Source organism: Rhizobacter sp., from assembly GCA_021153565.1.
Taxonomy (GTDB): Bacteria; Pseudomonadota; Gammaproteobacteria; order Burkholderiales; family Burkholderiaceae_C; genus Albitalea.
The window spans coordinates 17,533-38,259 of record JAJKJU010000227.1; the positions used below are offsets into that span (position 1 = coordinate 17,533).

Annotated in this window: 15 protein-coding genes; 8 read left to right on the forward strand and 7 right to left on the reverse strand. The window is 62.9% G+C overall.

Annotated features, from left to right (window positions below; translation table 11 throughout):
- Positions 1-63: 63 nt before the first annotated feature.
- The gene (locus tag AC30NL_RS14440) at positions 64-1,557 is read right to left on the reverse strand and encodes a DUF4118 domain-containing protein (RefSeq protein WP_489464692.1); all 1,494 of its coding nucleotides are present in this window, start codon (positions 1,555-1,557) and stop codon (positions 64-66) included.
- A 440-nt stretch (positions 1,558-1,997) separates the two neighbouring features.
- Between AC30NL_RS14440 and AC30NL_RS14445 the strand changes: the two genes are divergently transcribed.
- The 4 genes from AC30NL_RS14445 to AC30NL_RS14460 all read left to right on the forward strand — a co-directional run bounded on the left by AC30NL_RS14445 (position 1,998) and on the right by AC30NL_RS14460 (position 8,608).
- Complete coding sequence (locus tag AC30NL_RS14445) at positions 1,998-2,633, forward strand: TOL_0243 family YfiR-like periplasmic protein (RefSeq protein WP_489464693.1); 636 nt, start codon at positions 1,998-2,000, stop codon at positions 2,631-2,633.
- Complete coding sequence (locus AC30NL_RS14450; protein WP_489464694.1) at positions 2,630-6,166, forward strand: response regulator; 3,537 nt, start codon at positions 2,630-2,632, stop codon at positions 6,164-6,166. Before AC30NL_RS14445 ends, AC30NL_RS14450 begins: the two co-directional genes overlap by 4 nt.
- 457 nt (positions 6,167-6,623) lie before the next feature.
- Positions 6,624-7,271 (forward strand): TonB-dependent receptor plug domain-containing protein, encoded by a 648-nt coding sequence (locus AC30NL_RS14455; RefSeq protein WP_489464695.1) that lies wholly within the window; start codon positions 6,624-6,626, stop codon positions 7,269-7,271.
- The gene (locus tag AC30NL_RS14460; protein WP_489464696.1) at positions 7,196-8,608 is read left to right on the forward strand and encodes a TonB-dependent receptor domain-containing protein; all 1,413 of its coding nucleotides are present in this window, start codon (positions 7,196-7,198) and stop codon (positions 8,606-8,608) included. The genes AC30NL_RS14455 and AC30NL_RS14460 overlap by 76 nt, the downstream gene beginning before the upstream one ends.
- Before the next feature lie 237 nt (positions 8,609-8,845).
- Here the strand turns inward: AC30NL_RS14460 and AC30NL_RS14465 are convergent, their stop codons facing one another.
- The 5 genes from AC30NL_RS14465 to aptA all read right to left on the reverse strand — a co-directional run bounded on the left by AC30NL_RS14465 (position 8,846) and on the right by aptA (position 15,380).
- Positions 8,846-10,342: an aldehyde dehydrogenase gene (locus AC30NL_RS14465; protein ID WP_489464697.1), complete on the reverse strand. Its 1,497-nt coding sequence runs from the start codon at positions 10,340-10,342 to the stop codon at positions 8,846-8,848.
- 23 nt (positions 10,343-10,365) lie between these two features.
- On the reverse strand, positions 10,366-11,742 hold the full coding sequence (locus tag AC30NL_RS14470) for an aspartate aminotransferase family protein (protein WP_489464698.1): 1,377 nt from the start codon (positions 11,740-11,742) through the stop codon (positions 10,366-10,368).
- Positions 11,743-11,762: 20 nt separating this feature from the next.
- Positions 11,763-13,130, reverse strand: coding sequence for a glutamine synthetase family protein (locus AC30NL_RS14475; RefSeq protein ID WP_489464699.1), 1,368 nt, complete (start codon positions 13,128-13,130; stop codon positions 11,763-11,765).
- Between the two features lie 86 nt (positions 13,131-13,216).
- Positions 13,217-13,987: a gamma-glutamyl-gamma-aminobutyrate hydrolase family protein gene (locus tag AC30NL_RS14480; protein ID WP_489464700.1), complete on the reverse strand. Its 771-nt coding sequence runs from the start codon at positions 13,985-13,987 to the stop codon at positions 13,217-13,219.
- 88 nt (positions 13,988-14,075) lie between these two features.
- Complete coding sequence (gene aptA, locus AC30NL_RS14485; RefSeq protein WP_489464701.1) at positions 14,076-15,380, reverse strand: omega-aminotransferase AptA; 1,305 nt, start codon at positions 15,378-15,380, stop codon at positions 14,076-14,078.
- A 375-nt stretch (positions 15,381-15,755) separates the two neighbouring features.
- On the opposite strand from aptA, the gene aceA reads away from it, so the two are divergent.
- From aceA to AC30NL_RS14505, 4 genes are all read left to right on the forward strand, one after another.
- The gene (aceA, locus tag AC30NL_RS14490) at positions 15,756-17,054 is read left to right on the forward strand and encodes an isocitrate lyase (RefSeq protein ID WP_489464702.1); all 1,299 of its coding nucleotides are present in this window, start codon (positions 15,756-15,758) and stop codon (positions 17,052-17,054) included.
- Positions 17,055-17,379: 325 nt separating this feature from the next.
- Complete coding sequence (locus AC30NL_RS14495; RefSeq protein WP_489464703.1) at positions 17,380-18,291, forward strand: alpha/beta hydrolase; 912 nt, start codon at positions 17,380-17,382, stop codon at positions 18,289-18,291.
- A gap of 171 nt (positions 18,292-18,462) precedes the next feature.
- A complete protein-coding gene (locus AC30NL_RS14500; protein ID WP_489464704.1) occupies positions 18,463-19,320 on the forward strand; it encodes a YbgC/FadM family acyl-CoA thioesterase in 858 nt (285 codons plus the stop codon).
- 50 nt (positions 19,321-19,370) lie between these two features.
- Complete coding sequence (locus tag AC30NL_RS14505; RefSeq protein ID WP_489464705.1) at positions 19,371-19,856, forward strand: hypothetical protein; 486 nt, start codon at positions 19,371-19,373, stop codon at positions 19,854-19,856.
- Between the two features lie 100 nt (positions 19,857-19,956).
- On the opposite strand, the gene AC30NL_RS14510 is transcribed toward AC30NL_RS14505, so the two are convergent.
- Positions 19,957-20,394 carry an OsmC family protein gene (locus AC30NL_RS14510; protein WP_489464706.1) on the reverse strand — a complete coding sequence of 146 codons (438 nt, stop codon included), beginning with the start codon at positions 20,392-20,394 and terminating at the stop codon, positions 19,957-19,959.
- Positions 20,395-20,727 lie beyond the last annotated feature (333 nt).

Genomic DNA, 20,727 nt, shown 5'->3' on the forward strand with positions numbered 1-20,727 from the left:
ATGAATCCTTGAGGCAACCGTGCGGGCGCATTGGATAGGCTGCGCGTTGTGACATCCCACGACTCATGTTCGCGCTTTCTCTGGTTGCTCGGTTTCGATGGGCAGCGCAAGGCAGAAGCTGCTTCCGCCACCGCTGCGACGTCGCACGGTGAGCCCCCCGCCGTGCGCCACGGCGATCGCGCGGCACACTGCGAGGCCAAGGCCCGCACCTCGCTGGCCGCTCGATTGATCACCACGCACGAAAGGCTCGAAGAGGCGGTCCGGGTCCTCGCATTCGACGCCTGGACCGCGGTCTTTCACTGTTGCGCAGAGTGTGCCCGCGTCCGTTTGGACTGTCAGGTCCACCGGGCCGTCGCTGTACTTGAGTGCGTTGTCGAGCAGGTTGCCAAGAAGCTGCGCAATGAGCACGGGATCGACCTTGACCAGCGGCAGATCGCGCGGCACCCGCGACTTGATGCGTCGCAGCGGATCGCGCTGGCGCACGCGCGCCAGCACCGATCCGATGATTTCCTCCATCGATTCCCAGTCGCGCCGAAGGCCAAGCGAATTGCCCGAAAGTCTCACCAGCTGCAGTGTGTTTTCAGTGACGGTGGACAGATACGCCGCCTCGTTTTCAATGCTTGCGAGCAGGCGCAATTTCTCGGCATCTGCGAGGCGATCGCGCTGTGACTGCAAGGACGAGGCCGCGCCGACGATGGCAGCGAGTGGTGTGCGCAAGTCGTGCGATACGGCGGCCAGCAATGTGCGTTGCACCTGATGGCGTTCGACTTCTGCCTGTGCGGCAAGAATTTGCGCGGAGAGTTTCAATCGCCACAGGGCATGTGCGAGCAGGCTGCACAGGGCTTGCGCATGCTCGCGTGCATCGACATCGCCGGCGACGGCAGGCCGTACACAGGCGGCACCAAACACATGGCCCTTGTCGCCCAGCGGGACGAACCAGGCATCGAGCCCGGGCCAGCGCGGTGTGCCTGGGCCGAGAAGGGCCGCTTCAGCGACACAACAGCGCAAACCATTGCGCGTGCTGTCGTGTTCGTGAGACTTGTTCAGATCGTCCTTGAGCGCCATGCTGCACGGGCCGGCGAACGCGAAATGCAGCTCGCGCAAACCGACGTCGAGCGCTTGAGCCTCATTGCCGGCTTCGGTCAAGTCCTTCGCCATGCGTTGCAACTGCCGCGCGCGTCGCTCCGACAGGCGCGCTGCGTTCGACTCGCTGCGCAAACCTGCCGCGAGGTGGCTCACTACCAGTGCAACCCCCAGCATGACTGCCAGAGAGATCAAATGTTCGTGGTGCTCGACGGCCAAGGCGAGGCGCGGCGGAACGAAGAAGAAGTTGAAGGCCGTCACCGAGACGACTGCGCAAATGATTGCGGGCAGGCGGTCGAGCTTGTACGACGCCACGACCACTGCGGCGAGGTAGATCATGGCCTGGCTGGTTTGCGAAACCTCGTTGTCCAGCAGTTTCGCGAACAAGGTCGCGATCGCCACGAGGGCGAACACCGCGCCCCAGGTGCGAAGGGGCGGGTCAGTGGCATGCAGCGCTGCTGCGGGTTCAGTCATGCGTGAAGCGTATCAGCGAGCGAATAAGGATTTCATATTGGCCTCCGCTTGGCTTGCTGAACGGAGGTATCGCACAGTGAACGAGAGCACGCGGTGGGCATTGCTCTCGGAATGGCTTTCCAGGTTCGTTCGGGCTGTGGCGCCGGGATTGGGGGCCTTCCACCTGCTGGAAACACGTTGGAGACGCCGCAGGCATGCATCGGCCATACCGAAGACATCGGAGTCACCCCGTCCAGTGGGGAGGTCATGCCGCCTGAATGCCGCCGCCCGAAGAAGATCGCCAACGGGCGGACTCCGCGAGGCCGTTGCTGCCAAGGCCAGGCACAGACCGATCTCCAGAGGGGCCACGATCGCAGCGCCCCTGGGGCTTGATATGCTCCCCCAAGGCCGAAGCCAGGAGTGGCCGTGGCTTTCATGCAGGGCTACTGAAAGGGAAAGGCATGTCCATCGGCGGCGCGGAAGACGAAGTGCCTTTCGCCTGCACGCTTCCCGACCGCCGTGCGCCGGCATGTTCCGCCGGGTGCCGGCGGCGCGCTCTCGCCGGGCTGCTGCTCGCGCCCTTCTGTAGCCGGGCCGAGGATATCTCCACGTCGCGGGCCGAGGAAGCGGTCGAGGCCGTCTTTATGCGCAGCTTCACCCGATACGTAACGTGGCCGCCTCATGCGTTCGCCGAGCCCAATTCGCCGTGGTCTATCTGCGTGGTCGGCAGCGACCGCTTTGACGAGGTGCTCGACCGGACGTTCGCCGGCCGCACCGAACTCGGGCGGCCGTTCGGCGTGACGCGTGCGCGCACCAGCGAGGAATTGCTTCGCTGCCATATCGTGTTCGTCGGTTACGACAGCCCAATGCGCCGGCGCGCCGCGCTTGAAGGCCTGAAGCACCGCCCCGTGCTCACAGTGGGCGATGCACCGGATTTTCTCTTCGAGGGCGGCATCATCCGCTTCGTGGTGCACGACCGCGTCGCGATCAGCATCAACCTCGACGAGGCGCGTTCGAGCTCGCTTGGCATATCGACCAAGATGCTCGAGGTGGCGCGCGAGGTGGTCGACAACGGAACGTTGAGGCGGCTGCGGTGATTCGACTCGAAGCGCTCGGCGTTCGCGGCCAGCTCGTGCTGTCGCTGTTCGCGATGACGCTGACCACGTTTGCAGCTGCCAGTGCGTCGTTCGTGCTGTTTGAGCGCATGACGCTTCAGCAGCGCGTCGAGCAGCAGGTGGAGCCGTACGCCCGGCTCGTCTCGGTCGGTGCCGAGTCCGCGGTGACCTTCGCCGATCCATCACGCGCACAGGAGATCCTCGAGACGTTCCGGGGCAGCCCGCAGGTGATCGAAGCCGAGATCGCACTGGAAGATGGCCAGTTGCTCGCGCGCTACGGTGCTCAGCCCCGGTCGCCGTTGCCGGCCGCTATGCTGCCCGACGGCGTCCATCTCGATCTCGATCACGACATCGCGGAGTTGCGCCGCAGCCTCCAGGACGGTGCCAGGCTGCGCGTGGTCGTCAGCCTCCACGAGCTGACCCGCCAGACGCGCGACGGCCTCATGGTCTTCGCTGGGGCGATGGCCGGCTTGCTTGCGCTCGCGGGGATCGCGCTGCTCGCCGCCCTGCAGCGAACGATCGTGCGTCCAATTTCCGTCCTCGCGACGACCGTCGCGCGCGTGCGGCTTCGCGCCGACTATGGGCAACGGGTGCCGACCGAGGGCGCCGTCGAGGTCGCACGCCTGGGCCGCGACTTCAATGCGATGCTGAGTGCGATCGAGGGTCGAGAACAGGACCTGCGCCGGCTGGGCCTGTTCCAGGGCGCCATCCTCGACAACGTGCCCTACGGCATCTTCTCCTTCGCGCCGGACGGAACGGTGACGAGCCTCAACGCCGCTGCCGAGCGTCTGCTCGGTTCGCCCGCGGCCGATGTCATCCGCCAGCGTTCGGCCGTTTCCTGGCACGACGCGTCCGAACTCCGGCGGCGCGCCGCCGAACTGTCGGCCGAACTCGGTGAGCCGGTCGCGGCGGGGTTCGACACCCTGGCAGCGCTGCCGCGGCGCGGCAGCGTCGACGAACACGAATGGACCTGCGTGCGCAGCGACGGAACGAGGATTTCGATTCGTCTGTTGATGACCGCGCTGCCCGGTGACGACGGCACGATCACCGGCTTCGTCGGCCTGGCGATTGATCTCACCGAGTCGCGTGCCGCCGAAGAGGCGCTACGGGAGAGCGAACGACGCTACCGGACCTTGCTCGGCTCGGTCACCGACTACATCTACACGGTGCGTATCGCCGGCGGTCGCCCGGCCTCGGTCGATCGGGGGCCGGGCTGCGCCGCGGTCACCGGCTACACGCTGGAGGACTTCGCCGACCGCCCGCAGTTGTGGGAAGAGATCGTCTTCGGGCCTGACCGCCCAGCGGTGCGCGCGCAGGCGTCCAGGGTGCTGGCCGGTGAGCGGGTGCCACCGCTCGAGCACCAGATCGTGCACCGGGACGGTTCGCTGCGCTGGGTCCGCGACACCTGCGTGGCCCGGCTCGACGGCGAGCGCCGCGTCGTCGGCTACGACGGGCTGATCGTCGACATCACGGAACGTCGCCGGGCCGAGGACGAACTGCTCCGCCACAAGGATCAACTCGAGGAAACGGTGCGGCAACGGACGGCCGAACTGCAACTCGCACGCGACGCCGCCGAAGCCGCAAATCGGGCGAAAAGTTCATTCCTGGCGAACATGAGCCACGAGATCCGCACTCCGATGAACGCGATCCTCGGCATGTCGTACCTGGCGCTGCGCAGCGGCCTGAACGAACGCCAGCGCAACTACATCGAGAAGGTGCACGGCGCCGCCGAATCGCTGCTTGGCATCATCAACGACATCCTCGATTTCTCGAAGATCGAGGCCGGCAAGCTAGAGATCGAGAACATCGGCTTCGACATGGGCGACGTGCTCGACCAGTTAACGAACCTGATGGGCATGCGCGCCGAGGAGAAGGGCCTGGAATTGCTATTCTCGCTGCCGCCCGACCTGCCCACCGCGCTGGTGGGCGACCCGTCGCGGCTCGGGCAGATTCTGCTGAACCTGGGCAACAACGCCGTCAAGTTCACCGAGCGCGGCGAGGTGACGGTGGTCGTGTCACTCGTCGAGCGCGCGATGCAAGAAGTGCGCTTGCGCTTCGAGGTGCGCGATACCGGCATCGGCCTCTCGCGCGAGACGTGCGAGGGGCTATTCCAGCCTTTCACGCAGGCCGATGTGTCGACCAGCCGGCGCTATGGCGGCACGGGCCTCGGGCTCGCGATCTGCCGCCACCTCGTCGAACGCATGGGAGGCCAGGTGGGCGTCGACAGCGACGTCGGACGCGGCAGCTGCTTCCACTTCACCCTGCCGTTCGGACTGCAGCCGGGTGAGCAGCCCGACACGGATGCGGGCGACCTGCAGGGCACGCGGCTGCTCGTCGTCGACGACAACCCGGCGGCGCGCGACTTGCTGAGCGCGCTCGCAGCGTCGCTGGGCCTGCAGGCCGAGACGGCAGCCGACGGGCAAGCGGCACTGGCTTCGGTGGCGCAGGCGAACGCGTCAGATCGTCCGTTCAAGCTGCTGCTGCTCGATTGGCGCATGCCCGGCATGGACGGCATCGAATGCATGTCGCGCCTGGCCAGGGCCGGCAGCCAGCATGGGTCGGCGACGGTGCTGATGGTCACGGCCTTCAACCGTGAGCAGGCGGAGCGCGAGCTGCAAACGCGACAGCTGCAGGCGGACACGCTGTTGGCCAAGCCGGTCACGCCATCGACACTGCTCGACGCCTGCCTCACGGCGCTCGGCCGTCCAGTCGCGCGCCGTCGCCGCGGCGAGCAGAGGGAGGAACTGCTGCAGACGAACCAGTCCGGGCTTGTCGGCACGCGCATCCTGCTGGTGGAGGACAACACCATCAACCAGGAGCTGGCGTGCGATCTCCTCGGTGGCGCAGGCATCATCATCACAATCGCCGCCGATGGCCGCGAGGCGCTCGCCGCGCTCGAGCGCGACAGCTTCGACGCGGTGCTGATGGATTGCCAGATGCCGGTGATGGACGGGTACGAGGCGACCCGCGCGCTGCGTCAACGACCAGCACTCAAGGACTTGCCGGTGATTGCCATGACCGCCAACGCGATGGCGGGCGATCGCGAGAAGGTGCTCGCGGCGGGCATGAATGACCACGTCGCCAAGCCCATTCACGTCGACGATCTGTTCGCAACCCTGGCTCGCTGGGTGCGGCCGAAGTCGCCGAAATCTACCGGCGTCGTGTTGGAAACCTTGACCGGTGTGAATGCCCGCGCCGGACTCAAAAGGTTGCGAGGCAACGAGGCACTGTATCGGCGCCTGCTGGGCATGTTCCGCGAGCGCGAGGCTGACTTCGAGGAGCGCTTTCGCGACGCGCGCAAGCAAGCGGATACGGAGGCCGCGCTGCGCTGCGCGCACGACCTCAAGAGCGTTGCCGGCACCCTGGGCATGCCCGGGTTGGAACATACGGCGCAGGCGCTCGAGGTGGCTTGCAAACAGCACGCCGGCGACGACATGATCGAGTCGCGTCTGACGGAGGTGATGCGTCTGCTGCGGCCGCTCGTGAGCGCGCTGCCCGAGCGCCCGAATGCGTGAGTTCACTCGGCACTTGGTCCGTGCCCGAACTCTGCCGGCCAGGCTGCTCCGGGCTCGATCGGGACGCCGGGCGGCCCTGTCCGGCAGGCAGGGGTCGCCCGTACGCGGGAAAACCGCTATCACGACTCTGCTGACTGGCCGAAAGGGCAGGAGTAGGATGCGCCGACGCGAGTGTCAAGAGGGGCGGGCCATGGTAAAGGTGCCATCGGAATTGCGATTCGCAGGCGTCGCTGTCATCACGAGCACACTGCTGCTCTGGCGTTTGCCAGACGCGTTCGCCGGCAATCTTCCAGATGGGGGTGAAAGCGCCTGCGATTCCGGCACGCCCTGCAAGGTGGCCCGCGCTTCACCGCCTGTCATATCCGTGCCAATCGACGACGGATCAGCCCTGGAGGTGCCGCCCCCTACCATCAATGTCCCCGGCAATTCGGTGGGGCGGCCGACAGACGTTCCGGACATGGACATCGTCGAGCTGTCGCAGGTTCTGGTCTACACCGCCAGCCGTCGCCTGACCTCTGTCGAGCTGGCTCCGTCGGTGGTAACGGTCATCACCGCGGACGACATCGCCCGTCGCGGGTACAAAACGCTGTACGAAGCCCTGGGTGATGTTCCTGGCTTCCAAGAGTTGGGTGTCGCCGCCTGGGGGCTTTTGTCCAACCGCGGTCTGGTAGCAGACAACAATGTCAGTTACCTATTCCTGGTCGACGGCCATTCCATGGCGAACATTGTGTTCCGTGGGTACTACGAGGAGTACCGATTTCCGCTGCTCGCCAAGGTGGAACGTATCGAGGTCGTCCGCGGTCCTGGCGCCACGCTGTGGGGCAGCGATGCCAGCATGGGCGTCATCAATATTGTCACCAAGGACGGCAGCTCGATGGACGACGGTAGCAGCGGGGCCGGCAAGATCTTGGCGGACTACGATCACGAATTCCGTCTCAAGCGGGACATCGTGAATTTGGCCTATGGCAAGCGATTCGGCCACGAACGCGATTTGTACATGGCGTTCAACGCCTCCAACAGCAACGCACCATGGACGGATGGCCGGATTGCCGGATTGCCGGGCCGAACGGACTTCAACAACCGACCTGGCTGTGGTTCCGGATGAATCAGTGGGACTACGATCCGAGCTTCGATTTCTTCGTCAAGTACAGGTGGGACGGATTGGGAATCGAAGCTGGCGTCAATCAGTCCGGCTACATGCAGCCGTTCTACACGCCGTTCGACGGCACCAAAACGGGGTCGTTCACAAGCCGGCGAAACTGGATAGACGTCCGGCGGCCGTTCAGGATCAGCGACACGCTGCAGCTGGACGCTCGGGTTTACCTAGATGACTACAGCAATAGGGGCAAGCAATGGCAGACCGCCGATAATTCAGTAGTCCTCACGAATGAGACAAAAGCCACCATTGCCGGGGTAGAGCCCGTCCTCCACTACGAAGGAGAAGCGGCGAATGCGTTGCTCGGACTATCCGCGAACTACGGACGCTGGACCGTCAACGACTACAACAGATCTCGCGGCACCGACCTGAATTACGCAGTCTTTGGCGAGGGAAGCTACCCTGTCCTCAAGAGACTTCGCCTGACCGCTGGGGTGCGGTTCGAGGGGAATCGGGGCAGGGGGACCAACACGCTCCCGCGATTCAGCGCGGTTTTCGGGCCTTGGCACAATTGGGCTTTGAAGTATTCGTACAACACTGGTTTCGTGCGCTTTGGGACCAATTTCTCGCCCAAGCCTGAGTTCGTAGACGGGTTCTGGCGGGTCAACGGAAGCGAGCCGCAACGAAGCCGGTCACATGATCTGCAACTGAATTACAAGTCCAACAGAACTGCGGCCGCCGTGACGGTCTACAGTCAGAGACTGACATCGCTCCCGGCCTATATTGGCGACAAGGGACCCGTGATCGGCCAGATCGACGGAGTCAACGTGTACCACGGCATCGTCGGGCTCTCGCCGCTGCAGACCTATGGCGTCGAGGTGGAAGTAGAGCATCGGTTCGGCGACTCCCTCAAGCTCTACGCGAACGCCGCCCACCAGCACGCGCGGTGGAGTCAGCGCTATCCGTTTGGCATCGGTGGCAACTTCGATATCGTGCGCGACACGTCTCTGTCCACGGATGGGCTCGTTCCCACGACCGTGCCGGCCTATACGTGGAATTTCGGCGTCAATCTCGACATCACGCGCAAACTGCTTTTTAACGTGCACTACCGAGGCAGCGCTCGCACGTACGTCAAGACAAACACGAGTCCGCCAGACTTCCAAACCGTGCACGCGGAACATTTCCTCGACGCCGCCATCAACTATTCTCCGCGCCCAGAGCTCGTTCTATCGGTCTACGGAAAGAACATCCTGGACAACAAAGACCCCATCCCTCACATCAATTCGGGCTTCATAGACCAACCTCTTCGCAGGCAGATAGGGCTTAAGGCGACTGTTGAGTTCTGAGCCAATTCCCACAAAAACCTATGGACACATATCCGTGTTTCCCCACCCTAAAGCCGGCGTGCGCGCAGCCGATATCCAAAGCTGACTACTACTGGCATCCACAACAACAACCGCGTCCAGGCGGTGCGTGGGACTCAGAAAGGGTTTCGACAAGCTCAGCCTGAAACTGATTTGGGGTCTTTACGGACTCGCACCCAATTCCGTTCGGGCTGAGTTTGTCGAAGCCTCCTTCCATGGTCAGAAGTCGATCCGTATCCAGGTCGTCTTCATTTCGGTGTACTTCTCGAAGGCGTGCAAGGACTTGTCCCTGCCGTTGCCGCTTTGCTTGAAGCCGCCGAAAGGCACGGTGATGTCGTCTTCGTCGTACTGGTTCACGTGCACGGTGCCAGCGCGCAAGGCGCGTGCGACCCGATGTGCGCGGTTGATGTTGTCGCTCCAGACGCTGGACTGCAGGCCATAGCTGCTGTCGTTGGCCATGCGAACGGCTTCGTCTTCGCTCGAGAAGCGGATGACGGACAGCACCGGTCCAAAGATTTCCTCTCTCGCGATACGCATCTGGTTGCTCACGCCGTCGAACACCGTGGGCTCCACGAAATAGCCGCCGGTCTCGGCGCGAACTCGCTCGCCGCCGGCCACTATCTTCGCGCCTTCCTCATGTCCTGAATCGATGTAGCCCAGCACCGTGCGCAATTGCGTTTCGTCGACGATGGCGCCCATCTCCGCGCTGCCCGACAGGGGGTCGCCCGGCTGGTACTTGGGCGCCTCGGCCGCCACCAGCTTCACAAACTCGTCCGCGATACGCTCGTGCACGAACACGCGCGAGGGCGCATTGCAGCTTTCCCCCTGGTTGAAGAACATGCTGCCCGCCACCGTCTTCGCGGCGCGTGTCACGTCGGAGAAGTCGTCGAACACGACGAAGGCCGACTTTCCACCCAGTTCGTTGAAGACGCGCTTGAGGTTGCTGCGGCCCGCGTATTCGAGCATCTTGCGGCCAACGCGAGTTGATCCAGTGAAACCGATCGCGTCCACGTCCATGTGCAAGGCGAGCGCCTCGCCGGCTTCGCCACCATGCCCTGGTACCACGTTGAACACGCCTTCGGGCAAGCCCGACTCGACGGCGATCTCGGCGAGCCGCAATGCCGTCAGCGGTGACTTCTCGCTGGGTTTCAACACCACGCTGTTGCCCGCGGCCAAGGCGGGGCCGAGCTTCCACGCGGCCATGATCATCGGGTAGTTCCAGGGCACGATGGCGCCGATCACGCCCATGGGCTCGCGGGTAATGAGTGCGAGCGCGGATCGTGGCGTGGGCGCGATCTCGTCGTAGACTTTGTCGATGGCTTCTGCGTACCAGGCCATCGTGCGCGCTGTGGATTGCGCATCGACGTTGAGGCTGTATTGCACCGGCTTGCCCATGTCCAGCGTTTCGAGCAGGGCAAGCTCTTCTTTGGTGGCAAGGATTTTTTCGGAGAAGCGCTGGAGAATCCTCTTGCGCTGCGCCGGCGACTTGTGGGCCCATCGGCCATCGTTGAAAGCCTGGCGGGCTGAGGCGACTGCGGCGTCTATGTCGGCCTCGCGGCCGCGGGCAACTTTCCCAATGACGCGCCCGTCGATGGGCGAGACGCAATCGAAGGTCTCTCCGGTGCGTGCCTCGACGCGCTGCCCGCCGATGTAAGCGCGGCCGTCGATTCGAAGTTCAGCGGCGCGTGCGCGCCAGTCGATGCTTGGTGTGGCCATGTTCGATTCCTATTCCAACTCTCTCAGTCCCAACCGCGTTGCTTCACGTCCGCGAGCGTCAAATCCAGACACTTGCGGATCAACCCCACCATCTCATCCACTTGCGCAATCGTCATCACAAGCGGTGGCGCCACGATCATTCTGTCGCCCACTGCCCGCATGATCAGCCCGTTGCCGAAGCAATGCCCGCGGCACACCATGCCAACTTCGAGTGAAGAATCGAACACTGCACGCGTCGCCTTGTTCTTCACGAGTTGCAGCGCGCCCATCATTCCGCAAGTCTGCGCTTCACCGATGAGCGGGTGTTCAGCCAGTTCGGCGAAGCATGTCGCAAGGTACGGGCCCAATTCCTCGCGCACACGATCAACCAACTTCTCTCGCTGAATCAAGCGAATGTTCGCAATGGCGACCGCACACGCCACCGGATGCCCGCTGTAGGTGTAGCCGTGGTTGAACTCTCCGCCTTGCTCGATGAGCACGTTCGCCACGCGATCGCCCACCATCACGCCGCCCAGCGGGATATAGCCCGAGGTCACGCCCTTGGCAAAGGTCATCAGGTCGGGCTTGAAGCCGAAGGTCTCGCAGCCGAACCATTGCCCCGTGCGACCGAAACCGGTGATCACTTCGTCCGACACCACGAGCACGCCATGCTTGTCGCAGATGCGCTGGATTTCCGGCCAGTAGCTCGCCGGCGGCACGATCACGCCGCCAGCGCCTTGAACCGGTTCTCCGATGAAGGCTGCCACCTTGTCCGCACCGATCTCGACGATCTTCGCCTCCAGCCACGATGCCGCCTTCAGCCCGAACTCATCGACGCTGGCCGACGCGCGACCATGCTCGAACCAGAATGGCTGCTCGATGTGCACGATGTCCGGCATCACGCCGCCTTGCGCATGCATGCCGCTCATGCCGCCCAGCGACCCCCCGGCCATCGTCGAGCCGTGGTACGCGTTGTTGCGGCTGATGATGACCTTGCGCTGCGGCTGGCCGAGCACGTCCCAGTAGCGCCGCACCATGCGAACGATGGTGTCGTTGCCTTCCGAGCCCGAGCCCGCGAAGAACACATGCCTGAACTGCGGCGGCGTCACTTCCGCCAGCAGTTCAGCCAACTCGATGGCCGCAGGCGTCGTGGTTTGGAAGAAGGAGTTGTAGAAGGGCAGCTGCTTCAACTGTGCCGTGGCCGCGTCGATCAAGGCCTGCTGCCCGTAGCCCACGTTGACGCACCACAGGCCCGACATGCCGTCGAGAATTTTGTGGCCTTCACTGTCCCGGAGATAGATGTTGTCTGCGCTCGTGATGACGCGCGTGCCCTTGGCCGCAAGGGCCTTGAAGTCGGTGAAGGGATGCAGGTGGTGCGCGGCGTCGGCGGCCTGCCATTCGGATGTGGTTCGTTGTCTCATGGGCTTGATGGGATGGGTGTTCACACATGAAGGAGCAAATGCTCGCGTTCCCAGGGTGATATGACCTTCATGAACTCTTCGTACTCGATCTCCTTCACCTCGGAGTAGACCGTCACGAAAGACTTGCCGAGCACATCGTGCAGGTCCCGCTCGTCGGCCAACCAGTTCAAGGCCTCGCTCAGCGAACGTGGCAACTGGTACTCGGACAGGTACGCGTCGCCCGTGCATTCCGGCCCCGGCTCGATCTTGTTCTTCATGCCGAGATAACCGCAGGCGAGGGTGACGGCGAGTGCGACATAGGGATTCGCATCGGCGCCGATCACGCGGTTCTCGACACGGCGTGAATTGGGCGTTGCCACCGGCGAGCGGATGCCCACGGTCCGGTTGTCGGTGCCCCACTGGATGTTGATGGGCGCGGCCGTCGAGCGCGTGAGCCGTCGATAGGAATTCACATAGGGCGCGTACAAGGCCATCGCTGCGGGCGTGTACTTCTGCAGCCCTCCGATGTACCAGTAGAACTCCTTGGACGGCGAGCCGTCTTCGTTGCTGAAGATGTTCCTTCCGGTGCTCTTGTTCAACACGCTCTGGTGCACATGCATGGCGCTGCCGGGCTCGTTCGCCATGGGCTTGGCCATGAAGGTCGCGAACATTTCGTGGCGCATGGCGGCCTCGCGGATCGTTCTCTTGAAGAAGAACACCTCGTCGGCCAGCCCGAGCGGATGCGCGTGGAAGAAGTTGATTTCCATCTGCCCCGCGCCGACCTCGTGGATGAGCGTGTCGACGTTCAGCTCCATCTTCTCGCAATACGCGTAAATGTCCTCGAAGAGCGGATCGAACTCGTTCACCGCGTCGATCGAATAGGCCTGCCGCGATGTCTCCGCCCGACCGCTTCTGCCCTTGGGCGGTCGCAAGGGGGTGTTCGGATCGGCATTGCGCTCGACCAGGTAGAACTCGAGCTCGGGTGCCACCACCGGGTCCCAGCCTTCATCGTCGTAGAGCTTGCAGATGCGGCGCAGCACAGAGCGCGGCGCGTAGCTGATGATGTTGCCGTCACGGTCGAAGCAGTCGTGGATGACCTGCGCCGTCGGGTCAGTCGCCCACGGCACGATGCGTACCGTGCTCGGGTCGGGTCGCAGGTGCATGTCACGGTCGGTCGCGTGGATCACGTCGTAATAGGGCCCCTCCTCGGGGAATTCACCCGTCACCCCGATGGCGACGATGGCCTCGGGCAAGCGCATGCCGCGATCCTCGGTGAATTTTTCTCTGGGAAGGATCTTGCCGCGCGCCACCCCGGTGAGGTCGGGCACCAGGCATTCGATCTCGGTCACCCGCCGTTCATTGAGCCACTGTTCCAGTTCGCTGAATGTGAAGTTGTCTCGAACCACCATAAGTCACCTGTTTGAGTCTTCGCGCGCCGCAGGCCGGCGCGGTCATTTCATCCGTTCGGTTGCTGTCGGGGCTTTCGACAAGCCACCTAGCGGTCCGGCTCAGGCATGGCTCGATGACGGTCCCGGTAAGTTCTGCAGGCGTCGCCGAATGCGGTGAGAAGCCGCATCGAGACGGGGTTGGATTCCGCCTGCCACTCGGGGTGCCATTGCACGCAGAGGTTAAAGGCGGGTGCATGTGCGACGGTGAATGCTTCCACCAGTCCGTCGGGGGCAAGGGCTTCCACCCGCAGCCCATCGGCGAGGCGGTTCACGCCTTGTCCGTGAACCGAATTCACCTCGATCTCGCCTGCGCCCAGCACGTCAGCAAGCAATCCGCCTGGCAGCACCTCGACCACATGGGCCAGGCCGTACGTGACTTCGGGCGCGGCATCTTTGGCTCCTCGGTGGTCGCGTTGTCCGGGCATTTCGTGGACGGCTTGGTAAAGGCTTCCGCCCAGGGCCACGTTCGTTTCCTGGAAACCTCGGCAGATGGCGAAGAGCGGAATACCGCGCTGGATCACACGAGGAATCAGGGGCAGTGTCCAGTTGTCACGCTCGGGGTCCAGCGGCAGGGTAGGGTCGTGGACGTCCTCGCCGAAGTTCACCGGGTGTACGTTGGAGGGGGACCCCGTCAGCAGGACACCGTCGGCGACTTCAAGGAGGTCGTCAATCTCATCGCCGGCGATCGCGGGAACGACCAGGGGCAGGCAACCGGCGAGCCGAACCGCCTCGGCGTATTTTTTTCCCGCGACGTGGAACGGGTGCTGACCGAGCACCCGGTTGCACGAAGGAATGATGACAACAGGTTTGCGCTTCATGGCGTGTGGCGCAGAGTGTTGCTTATGCCAGAAAGACCGGCAATGGCGTGTGCCTGCATGTTAGTAATGTGATGCAGGCGGTAATACATCATGCCGCCCGCTTGATCGCATCCGCCAAGGTCCCGACGATCTGATCGATGTGCGACCCCTCGATGATCAGAGGTGGCGACAGCGCCACCGTGTCGCCGGTGGTGCGGACCAACAGCCCTTTTTCCCAGCAGTCCAGGAACACGGAGAAGGCCCGCTTTCCGGGCTCGCCCGCGATCGGCGCCAGCTCTATACCACCCACCAGTCCGATGTTGCGCACGTCGATCACGTTTGGCAACGCTTCGAGAGAATGCACCGCCTCCTCGAAAGCCGATGCCATCTTCGCGCCCCGTGTGAGCAGGCCATCGTCTTCGTAGGTGTCGAGCGTCGCGAGCCCCGCTGCGCATGCCAATGGGTGAGCCGAATACGTGTAGCCGTGGAAGAACTCGATCAAATGCTCCGGTCCGTTCATGAACGCATCGTGAATGTGCCGCTTCGCGAACACCGCACCCATCGGAACGCTGCCGTTGGTGAGCCCCTTGGCGACGGTCATCAGGTCAGGCGTCACGCCGAAATGCGTGGCCGCGAAGGGTGAACCCAGCCGGCCGAACCCGGTGATGACTTCGTCGAATATCAGCAGGATGCCGTGCTTGTCGCAGATCTCGCGCAGGCGTTGCAGATAGCCCTTGGGCGGGATCAGCACGCCCGTCGACCCGGCCACCGGCTCGACGATCACTGCGGCGATCGTCGACGCATCGTGCAGCGCCACGAGCCGTTCGAGATCGTCTGCCAGATCCGCCCCGTGCTGAGGTTGCCCTCGGGTGTTGAAGTTGCGCGGATCGTGCGTGTGGCGGATGTGATCGACGCCGGAGAGCATCGTGCCGAACATCTTGCGGTTGGCCACCATGCCGCCCACCGAGATGCCGCCGAAGTTCACGCCGTGGTAGCCACGCTCGCGGCCGATGAGCCGAGTGCGCTGGCCTTCGCCGCGAACACGGTGGTAGGCGATGGCCATCTTGAGCGCCGTCTCGACCGACTCCGAGCCCGAGTTGGTGAAGAAGACCTTGTCCATGCCGTCGGGCGTGATCTTCACCAGCCTTTCGGCGAACTCGAAGGCCTTGGGATGGCCCATGTTGAATGGCGGCGCGAAGTCCATCTCGGCTGCCTGTTCCTGGATCGCCTGGACGATCTTAGTGCGGCCGTGGCCCGCATTCACGCACCACAGGCCGGCGATGCTGTCGAGTATCTGCCGACCCTCTGGCGTCCAGAAGTGCATGCCTTGCGCCTTGGCGAGCATGCGCGGGGATTTCTTGAACTGTCGGTTGGCCGTGAAGGGCATCCAGTAGGCGTCGAGGTCTTTGGTCATGGCGTTGATCTCCTATATTGAGTTTGTGAGCAGTCTAGTAGGCCAATCGGCTGTCTGCCCCGGCATGGCTATTGCACAACGGCAGGGCGATGAAACCAGTCTTGATCTATGCAAAGTGGCTTTCGTAGGCGTTTCACAATCAGAAATTGCCTTTTCATATCGCGAGATAAGTCTTGCTGCATTGCCGCAAGATTTTTCGCGACCGCAAAACAGGATTTCGCATCATGCAATGTGCACTTTAAGTCGTTGATTTCTAACGAGAACATTTCATGTCTTATATAAGACATAAGTCTTCCAATTTGCTTGCGTCCTTTGTATTCTTGGTCCCAGAGATTCGGTTTTTTTCAATTTCTGTCCTTACCTCAGGAGATCCACATGACGAACCTTACTCGCCAACAGCAAATCGCCGCCCTCGAAAAGGATTGGGCCGAGAACCCTCGTTGGAAGGGCATCAAGCGCGGATATACCGCCGCCGACGTCGTGCGCCTTCGCGGCTCGCTCGCCATCGAGCACACGCTTGCCAAGCGTGGCGCCGAGAAGCTGTGGAACCTCGTCAATACCGAGCCCTTCATCAACGCCCTTGGCGCGTTGACTGGCAACCAGGCCATGCAGCAAGTCAAGGCCGGCTTGAAGGCGATCTACCTGTCCGGCTGGCAAGTCGCCGGTGACGCCAACAGCAACGGCGAGATGTACCCCGACCAGTCGCTGTACTCGGTGGACTCGGTGCCCAAGGTCGTGAAGAAGATCAACAACACCTTCAAGCGCGCTGATGAAATCCAGTGGTCGGAAGGCAAGAACGACACTGACTTTTTCGCGCCGATCGTGGCTGACGCGGAAGCCGGTTTCGGCGGCGTGCTCAACGCCTTCGAACTGATGAAGTCCATGATTGAAGCTGGCGCCGCGGGCGTGCACTTCGAAGACCAGTTGGCCGCCGCCAAGAAGTGCGGCCACATGGGCGGCAAGGTTCTTGTGCCGACCCGTGAAGCTGTTGCCAAGCTCAACGCAGCCCGTCTGGCTGCCGACGTGAGCGGCGTGCCCACCGTGCTGCTGGCCCGCACCGACGCTGAGGCCGGCGACCTCGTGACAAGCGACGTGGACGACAACGACAAGCCTTTCTGCACCGGCGAGCGCACCGTGGAAGGTTTCTTCCGCACCCGCAACGGCCTTGAACAGGCCATCAGCCGCGGCCTCGCCTATGCCGAAGTCGCCGACATGATCTGGTGCGAAACCGGCAAGCCCGACCTTGCGTTTGCCAAGGCCTTCGCCGACGCGATCCACAAGAAGTTCCCGGGCAAGCTGCTGGCCTACAACTGCTCGCCGTCGTTCAATTGGAAGAAGAATCTGGACGATGCAACGATCGCCAAGTTCCAGCGCGAACTCGGTGCCATGGGCTACAAGTTCCAGTTCATCACGCTGGCGGGCTTCCACAGCCTGAACTACGGCATGTTCGACCTGGCCTACGGCTACGCGCGCAACAACATGAGCGCCTTCGTTGAACTTCAGGAGAAGGAATTCGCCGCTGCCGAGAAGGGCTTCACCGCAGTGAAACATCAGCGCGAAGTGGGTACGGGTTACTTCGATGCCGTCACCACAACGATCGAGCGTGAAGCCTCGACCGCCGCCCTGAAGGGCTCGACGGAAGACGAACAGTTCTTCGACGCGAAGCATGCTTGAGTACTGCTGAGTAAAGTACGCGTCGTCTCACCGAGGAGCCCGGGAGCCGCAAGGCTCCCGGGCTTTTTTGCTATATCGCTATGTCGCCAGCGCTCGCGACCGACCACTTGGGTGTGGCGGTCGCGTTCGATGTGCAGGAAGCCGCGCTCCAGCCCCGTCTAGTGCAGTGTTCCGCGCTATGCGGAACTCAACTATGAATGCCATGATGCTGCGCCAAGAATCTTCTTCCGAGTATCCTCGCAGCCGATTCCTTTGCACCTTCCCGGTTTACTCCGTCCTCCACCATTCGCAACCGACCTTGACACCCCCGAAGTTGACTACTCGAATGGCCGATGTGCTGGACAAGGTCCGCCGCGCCAATCGTCCTCCGTTTTACGCCATGAGCGTGCCCGAAGCGCGCGAGGCCTACGTGGCTGCGTCCGAGATTCTCGAAGTGCCGCGCGCGCCGCTGGCCCGGGTTGAGGACATCGCCATTCCGGCCGCCGACGGAACGTCTCTGCCGGCTCGCCTGTATGCGCCGACTTGCGAAACGCTGCCGGTGCTGTTGTACCTTCATGGCGGCGGCTTCGTCATTGGTGGCTTGGAGACGCATGACAGTTTGTGCCGGCAACTCGCCCTGCGCAGTGGCGCTGCGGTGGTGGCGGTGGACTATCGCCTCGCGCCGGAGCATCCATTCCCGGTTGCCGTGGAAGACAGTTGGTCCGCCATGGAATGGCTGGCGAACCAAGGCCACACCGTCGGACTCGACGGGTCGCGCATTGCAGTTGGTGGCGACAGCGCCGGCGGGACCTTGGCGGCGGTCGCGGCCATCCATGCGCGAGACATCGGCCTGTCACTTTGCGCGCAATTGCTCATCACTCCCGGCACGACCGCCAATGCCGACACGCGCTCGCACCGCACATTCGCCAACGGCTACCTGCTCGAAGCCGAGGGCATTGCGTGGTTCTTCGACAAGTACATCCCTGCCGGACTGCGTGAAGACTGGCGCTTCGCACCGCTGCTCGCTGACGATGTCGAGAGCGTCGCACCCGCCTGCGTGATCCTGGCCGAGTGCGACCCGCTGGTGGACGAGGGCGTGGCCTACGCGGACAAGCTTCGAAGTGCCGGTGTGAATGTCGAACTCGAGTTGTACCGGGGCGTCACCCACGATTTCATCAAGCTCGGGCGCGTGCTGCCCGAAGCCCATCACGCTCAGTCTGCCGCCGCGACCATGCTGAAGCAGGCATTCGAACCATGACGGGTCAGAGGCTGAGAGTTTTTCGATCATGCCCGCTCATCACGCCAAAAGCCCCCTGCTCGTCGTTGCAAATGCTCGCCATAGCCAAGCCATGGCTGCGCTTTGCGCCTGGATCAGGCGCCTTTTGACGTGCTGCTCGGACACGTTCGAAATACTCTCAGCCTCTCAGCCATGAAGCGAGCAGACTTCAGATTGGCGGAGCGCATCCGCGTGCGCTGGGCCGAGATCGACGCGCAGAAAATCGTCTTCAACGGGCACTATCTGACCTATATCGACACGGCCGTCGGAGCTTACTGGCGGGCACTTGCCTTGCCGTACGAGCAGACCGTGGTGTACCTTGGCGGCGACATGTACATGCGCAAGTCGACGCTCGAGTACCAGGGTTCAGCGCGGTACGACGACGTGCTCGAGATCGGCATTCGTTGCACGCGTGTCGGCACCTCGTCGATGATCATGTCGGCCGGTGTCTTCAGGCAGGACGAGCTGCTTGTGAGCGGTGAACTGGTTTACGTCTTCGCCGATCCGGCCACTCAGACGTCCAAGCCGGTGCCACAGGAGTTGCGTGATGTGCTGCAGGCCTTCGAAGCGGGCAAGCCCAGGGTGGATGTGCGTGTGGGCACCTGGAACGAACTCGGTGGCGATGCGCGGGCCATCCGGACCTCCGTCTTCGTCGACGAACAGAAGATTCCCGCCGACATGGAGTGGGACGAAGCCGATGCGAGCTGCATTCATGCCGTTGCGGTCAATCGCTTCGGCGTGCCGCTGGCGACCGGCCGCTTGCTGGAGCACGTACCGGGCGTGGCGAAGATCGGCCGCATGGCCGTCGTGAAGAGCATGCGAGGCAGCCGGGTAGGGCGTAGCGTGCTCGATTCGGTGATGCTGGCGGCGCGGGCACAGGGCCAGCACGAGGTGGTGCTGCATGCGCAGACATCGGCGGCGCCGTTCTATGCGCGAGCGGGGTTCAGCGAGCGTGGACCGGTGTTCGAGGAGGCGGGGATTGCGCACGTCGAGATGGTGCGGGCACTGTGATCGTTGTCGTCATCCGTCCCTGTTGAGGTGCCATGTCCTAAGATGCCCTGATGACAAGCAATGACACCCTCGACGCCGACCCCATTCACGAAAACCGCTTCTGGCGCGACAACGGCTGGACTGCCCGCGTCGTCAAGAACGAAGACGACGACGGCTGGGCCGTCGAGATGATCAAGGACGGCGAACCCGAGCCGGCACTGGTCGGGCCGTGGACGATGGGGCGGGACAAGAAGAATCCCAAGCCGCTCGACACATCTGCGTTCAACACCCTGGTGAAGACTGCATCCGAGGTGTTGCGCAGGCACGAGCAACAACTCCACGCGTTGCATCACAAAAGCATCGACGTGTCGACCGCGAGATCGAAGATCGTCGTGACGCTGGATGTGGTGCCTGACGAAGACGATCCGCACGCCATACTGACCGCGCACGATCCGCTGGGCGAGCAACTCGCTCAGGTTCGCGTGGGGCCGGGCTTCAAGCTCAATGCGTCAAGCGCGTCGGCGTGGATAGACGACGAGTTTCGCAAGCCGAAGTAGAAGTCGAAGCCAGCCTTCCCATGATGAGACCCGGTGAAACCCGGGATTCAGCGTTTCCACAAAAGCCAGTCCCCGTTTGCAAACTCGGGTTGCATCCGGGCTACTTTTTCAGGGTCGCCACCAAGGTGATTTCGGGCACTCCGCCCAGCGCCTTCGACACCGGACACCCTGCCTTGGCGCTTTGCGCGATCTGCTGGAACTGCTCTTCGGTGATTCCCGGCACGCTCGCCTGCATCGTCAGCGCAATGCGATCGATGCCGAATCCTTCGCCTTGTTGCACCAGCCTCACGCTCGCATTCGTGTCCACTGCCGACGTGCCGAACCCGGCCTTGTCGCAAGCAAACGAAAACGCCATCGTGAAGCAGGCAGCATGGGCCGCTCCGAGTAGCTCTTCCGGATTCGTGCCGCGCTTGTCGGTCTCGAATCGGCTTGCAAACCCATAGGGATAACCTTTTAGCGCATCGGTCTCGGTGCTGACCTTGCCCTGGCCGGTCTTGCCTCGGCCTTCCCAATGCACAGTCGCTTTCTTCTCGCTCATGTCGATTCCTTTCGAGGTGATGACGGTCTCTGCCCGACACGCTTTGTACTCCACGCAGGCGACCATCGCACATTCGACTGCAAAGCCCGAGGCCGCCCAAGGGCGGGCCGCTTGCTTCTGCAGATCTGCAGAGGCCAAAGGCCTTACCGCAGCCCTCCCAGAGTGCTGACCTTTACGTACGCTGGACACGCGGAAGATGGCCGTTGGAGCAAATTTTTCCCCTACGAGGTTCGAAGAAGGCGGGGTTGACGCATGACAAGTTCATGTTTGCTCAGAGGCCCAGGCCCCTCACCCCAGCCCTCTCCCCGAAGGGCATAAGCGCTAACTTAATAA

What these genes read in the sequence shown, in the direction of transcription:
- AC30NL_RS14510 (WP_489464706.1), bottom strand. Translation starts at nt 20,394, where the DNA reads ATGAGCGAGAAGAAAGCGACTGTGCATTGGGAAGGCCGAGGCAAGACC.
- AC30NL_RS14500 (WP_489464704.1), top strand. Translation starts at nt 18,463, where the DNA reads ATGAAGCGAGCAGACTTCAGATTGGCGGAGCGCATCCGCGTGCGCTGG.
- AC30NL_RS14460 (WP_489464696.1), top strand. Translation starts at nt 7,196, where the DNA reads ATGGACGGATGGCCGGATTGCCGGATTGCCGGGCCGAACGGACTTCAA.
- AC30NL_RS14440 (WP_489464692.1), bottom strand. Translation starts at nt 1,557, where the DNA reads ATGACTGAACCCGCAGCAGCGCTGCATGCCACTGACCCGCCCCTTCGC.
- AC30NL_RS14505 (WP_489464705.1), top strand. Translation starts at nt 19,371, where the DNA reads ATGACAAGCAATGACACCCTCGACGCCGACCCCATTCACGAAAACCGC.
- AC30NL_RS14445 (WP_489464693.1), top strand. Translation starts at nt 1,998, where the DNA reads ATGTCCATCGGCGGCGCGGAAGACGAAGTGCCTTTCGCCTGCACGCTT.
- aptA (WP_489464701.1), bottom strand. Translation starts at nt 15,380, where the DNA reads ATGACCAAAGACCTCGACGCCTACTGGATGCCCTTCACGGCCAACCGA.
- AC30NL_RS14455 (WP_489464695.1), top strand. Translation starts at nt 6,624, where the DNA reads ATGGACATCGTCGAGCTGTCGCAGGTTCTGGTCTACACCGCCAGCCGT.
- aceA (WP_489464702.1), top strand. Translation starts at nt 15,756, where the DNA reads ATGACGAACCTTACTCGCCAACAGCAAATCGCCGCCCTCGAAAAGGAT.
- AC30NL_RS14470 (WP_489464698.1), bottom strand. Translation starts at nt 11,742, where the DNA reads ATGAGACAACGAACCACATCCGAATGGCAGGCCGCCGACGCCGCGCAC.
- AC30NL_RS14475 (WP_489464699.1), bottom strand. Translation starts at nt 13,130, where the DNA reads ATGGTGGTTCGAGACAACTTCACATTCAGCGAACTGGAACAGTGGCTC.
- AC30NL_RS14465 (WP_489464697.1), bottom strand. Translation starts at nt 10,342, where the DNA reads ATGGCCACACCAAGCATCGACTGGCGCGCACGCGCCGCTGAACTTCGA.
- AC30NL_RS14480 (WP_489464700.1), bottom strand. Translation starts at nt 13,987, where the DNA reads ATGAAGCGCAAACCTGTTGTCATCATTCCTTCGTGCAACCGGGTGCTC.
- AC30NL_RS14495 (WP_489464703.1), top strand. Translation starts at nt 17,380, where the DNA reads ATGGCCGATGTGCTGGACAAGGTCCGCCGCGCCAATCGTCCTCCGTTT.